The sequence below is a fragment of the Kitasatospora sp. NPDC057542 genome, assembly GCF_042801945.1.
Taxonomy (GTDB): domain Bacteria; phylum Actinomycetota; class Actinomycetes; order Streptomycetales; family Streptomycetaceae; genus Kitasatospora.
This window is the reverse complement of sequence record NZ_JBHVFE010000639.1, coordinates 1-3,972: the sequence shown is the minus strand read 5'-3', so window position 1 is coordinate 3,972 and position 3,972 is coordinate 1. Positions and strand designations below refer to the sequence as shown.

Below are 3,972 nucleotides of genomic sequence, written 5' to 3'. Positions count from 1 at the left end.
GGTCCGTCCCCCTCGACGGACCGCGGCGCAGCGGCTTCACCGGGCGTCAGCGCGCCTGCGTCACACCGGCTGCCAGAGCGCCGGGACGACCGGCGGTTCCCAGCCGACCTGGGCGGTGTGGCCCTGGAGGCAGCGGTAGCCGACTCCGTCGTAGGTCACGACGTCGCCCGCCTGGTAGGTGGTGCCGGGCGTCCAGGTGCCACCGGGGTTCGGCGAGCCGTTGCCCACGACCAGCGAGAAGCTGGTGCTGTGCGCGGCCGAGCCGGTCCCGGTCAGGGTGATGTTGTAGGTGCCGGTCGCGGTCGAGCCGGAGGTGGCGAGGGTGACCGTCGCCGAGCCGCCGGACTGCACCGAGGAGGGGCTGAAGGAGACCGTCACGCCCGCCGGGGCGCCCGAGGCGGTCAGGCTGACCGTCTGGGCCGAGCCGGAGGTGGTGGCGGTGGCGACCGTCGCGGTGGCGGTGCCGCCGGGCGAGACGGTGGCGGTGGTCGGGTTCACCGAGAGGGAGAAGTCGTCGGCGGGCGCGGTGCCGCCGACCGAGGTCTTCCAGATGGTGTACGCCACGCCGTCGGCGCTGCGGTTCAGCACCGTCGCGTCGACGTTGTTGGTGGTGTCGCAGGACGAGTGGTAGCAGGAGTCGTAGGAACGGCCCGCCGTGCCGCCCCACTTGGCCGCCTGCGCCGACGTCTTGGTGTCGCTGGCGCCGGCCGCGTAGCCCGAGGTCGGGATGCCCGCCTGCTGGAAGGAGTAGTCGTCCGAGCGGCCCTGGCCCTCGACGTTCTCCTCCGGCTTGAGGTTCAGCGAGTCCCAGTAGGCCTTCATCGGCGCGGAGGCCGAGGAGTTGATGTTGTTGATGAAGTAGCCGGCGTTGGTCGAGCCGACCATGTCGAAGTTGTAGTACGCCTTGATCGCGGAGCGCTGGGCGGAGCTCAGCTGGCCGACGTAGGACTGCGAGCCCTGGAGGCCCTGCTCCTCACCGGTCCACCAGGCGAACCGGACGTGCCGGGTCAGGCTGGGGTTCTGCTGGGCGAGCACGAGCGCGTTCTCCAGCAGGGTGGCCGAGCCGGAGCCGTTGTCGTTGATGCCGGGGCCGGCCGAGACGCTGTCCAGGTGGGCGCCGAACATGGTGACCTGGTCGGAGGGGCCGCCGGGCCAGTCGGCGATCAGGTTGTCGGACTGGTAGGTGCAGGAGGTGCAGGTCTGCTCGGTGACGCTGTAACCGGCCGCCTGGAGCTTGCCCTTGATGTACGCCAGCGACTGGCTGTGTCCGGCGCTGCCCGCCCGGCGGTGGCCGCCGTTCTGGTTGGCGATGCTGTTCAGCTGGGACAGGTGGGCCTGGACCTTGGCGACGTCGATGTCGGGCGCGGGCCCGCCGGGGTTGCCCCCGCCGCCGACGGTCAGGCTGTACTGGGCGGTGTGGTTGGTGGAGCCGGCGGTGCCGGTGACGGTGATCTGGTACGTCCCGGCCACGGCCGCCGCGGAGGCGGACAGGGTCAGGGTGGAGGAGGAACCGGCCTGCACCGAGGAGGGGTTGAAGCTCGCGGTGACGCCCGAGGGCAGACCCGAGGCGGTGAGGGCGACGGTCTGGACGGTGCCGGAGGTGACGGCGGTGCTCACCGTCGACGAGGCCGAGGCGCCGGGCTGGACGGAGCCGGAGGCCGGGCCGAGGGAGAGCGAGAAGTCGCTGTTGCCGGACGGCGTGCAGGTCGGGTCGCCGGTCTGGGCGGGGACGCTGACGGCGTCCCAGGCGGCCTTGGCCCGGTTGAAGAACGTGCAGCTCGCGTCGAGGTTCTTCGCGGCGGTCAGGGTGGCGGTGCGGTAGCGCTTGTAGGTCATGCCGCTGGTCTTGAGGAGCATGCCGCCGTAGAAGACCCGGCCGGCGTCCTTGATGCCGATGCCGGTGACGGTGGAGTTGTTGCAGGTCGGGCTGGTGGGCTTGCCGCCGCCCGGGTTGGAGCCCTCGGCGAGGAGGTAGAACCAGTGGTTCAGCGGACCGGCCGCCGCGTGCTCCTCGGTCTGCGGGATCGACGCCGAGTAGCAGTTGGGGTTGTTGCCGACCAGTGAGGGGTTGTACATGTTGCGGATCGGCCCGCTGCCGACCAGGTTGATCATCTCTCCGACGGTGTAGTCCGGGGAGTCGTAGGGTGCGGGCTCGTTGGCGTAGGCCTCGGTGAGTGCGCCCATGATGTCGCCGGTGGCCTCGCCCAGGCCGGACTCGTTGTTCGCACCGCCCGGGGTGTACTGGTCGAGGCCGTGGCCGAACTCGTGGCCGACGACGTCGATCGAGGCGATCCACTTGTTGGCCTGGCTGTGGCCGATGGATATCGTGCTGCCGTCCCAGTAGGCGTTGACATCACTGAGTCCGACCTTGACGGGCCAGCTGCCGCCGTTGCCGTTGTGCCCGTTGCGACCGAGCCAGTCGCGCAGCATGTCCCATTCCTTCTGGGCGGCGAACATCGCGTCCCCGCAGCCGGTCTCCTTGCTGGAGGCGCTGCCGGTGCCCCAGGAGTCACCGGTCTTGGAGAAGACCTGGCCGGTGCTGTAGTCGGAGCAGGACAGGCCCGGCCGGTTGGGGTCGCGCAGCGAGTACGAGCCGCCGGAGTTGGTGGTGCTGATGGTGACCGGGGCGGGGCCGTTCCACTCGCTGTTGACGGTGCCCGCGCGCACGTCGTCGTAGCTGTCGATGACCTCGCCGGTGGCGGCGTCGACGAAGACGTGAAGTCGGCTGGGGGTGGTGCCCTGGCGCCCGGTGAGGACGGTCTCCCAGGCCAGGCGGCCGGTGCCGTCCTTGACCCGGACGACCAGGCGGCGGGACTCCACCGAGTCCACCGCCGCCAGCTTGGTGCGGGCGGTCTTCTCCGCGTTCGCCGCGCTGACCTGCGGTGTGATGGAGCCGCCGACGGGACCGGTGGCCGCGGACTGCAGGGCGCGGACACGACCCTGGGCGTCGGCGAGGACCACCGCGTCACCGCCGACCACCGGCAGGCCGTGGTAGCTGCGTTCGTAGGCGACGGAGTAGAGTCCGCCGATCCACGGGGTGACGGTCTTGTGTTCGTAGGTCTCGTCGGGGCCCTTGGCCAGGGCGTCCAGGCCGGCCGCGGTGGCGGCGTCGGCCGCGTTCACCGCCGCGGCCAGGGCGCTGGGCGGGGCCGGGGAGGGGGCGGGTGCGGCGGTGGCCGGCCCCGCGGTGGCGGCGATCATGCCGGCCAGTACGGTCAGGGTGGTCGCCGTGGTCAGCAACCGGCCTGCGGAAACTCTGCGTTGCATCGAGGCTCCTCGCATGTGGGGGTCCTCGACCGCGGACGGCAGGGCTGGTGGCGCACCGCAGGGCCGTATGGGGGGACGGCCGTGCGGGCCGTCCGCGCTCGGGTGCCCGAACCCTCACACGGCGTCATGCCCGGGTCAATGGCCGGTGCGTCGGATGCAAGGGATTGGCAAATTCCGTCAAGCCGACCGGAGCGACTCCGCGCCAAGCTGGCGTTTCTCTCAAGTGGTTGAGACCACATCATGTACGGCGCGGGTGGCGATCGAGTACGGTCCTCATCATCGGAGTCGTCGGAATCACTGGAATCGTCGACAGGCCCTGCGACCGGTCGGGGACGACGCGCCCGGGAGGCAGCCGTGCAGCGGAACCGTGTGGCCCCTGCGGCGGCGGTGCCGGCACCGCCGACCGGCCGGGGACGGGACGCCTGGCGGGAGTTCGGTGCCCGGCTGCGGCACTGGCGGCGCCGGGCCGGCCTCACACAGGCGCAGCTCGGCGCCGGGATCGGCTACGACCACACCGCGGTCAGCAGGATCGAGCACGGCGCCCGCCGGGTCAACCCCCGGGTCGCCGACCGGATCGACGGCCTCCTCGGTGCGGGCGGCGAGTTGAGGGCCGCCTGCCAGCGCGCCGAGAGCGCCGAACTGCGCGTCCTGGACGCCGTCTCGCCCGCCCTGTTCCGGCCCCCGCGGCCCGGCGGCGCGCCGTTC

At 71.9% G+C, this 3,972-nt stretch carries 2 protein-coding genes; one reads left to right on the top strand and one right to left on the bottom strand.

Going from position 1 to position 3,972, the window contains the following annotated elements; translation table 11 throughout:
- Window positions 1-60 precede the first annotated feature (60 nt).
- Window positions 61-3,267 (bottom strand): M28 family peptidase, encoded by a 3,207-nt coding sequence (locus ACFU7Y_RS41250; protein WP_380771540.1) that lies wholly within the window; start codon window positions 3,265-3,267, stop codon window positions 61-63.
- 354 nt (window positions 3,268-3,621) lie between these two features.
- Between ACFU7Y_RS41250 and ACFU7Y_RS41245 the strand changes: the two genes are divergently transcribed.
- Window positions 3,622-3,972 (top strand): helix-turn-helix domain-containing protein (locus ACFU7Y_RS41245; RefSeq protein ID WP_380771538.1); only part of this gene is annotated, 351 nt, incomplete at its 3' end.

Bases quoted from the DNA above. Each gene is read 5' to 3' on its own strand.
- ACFU7Y_RS41250 (WP_380771540.1), bottom strand. From the start codon at position 3,267: ATGCAACGCAGAGTTTCCGCAGGCCGGTTGCTGACCACGGCGACCACC.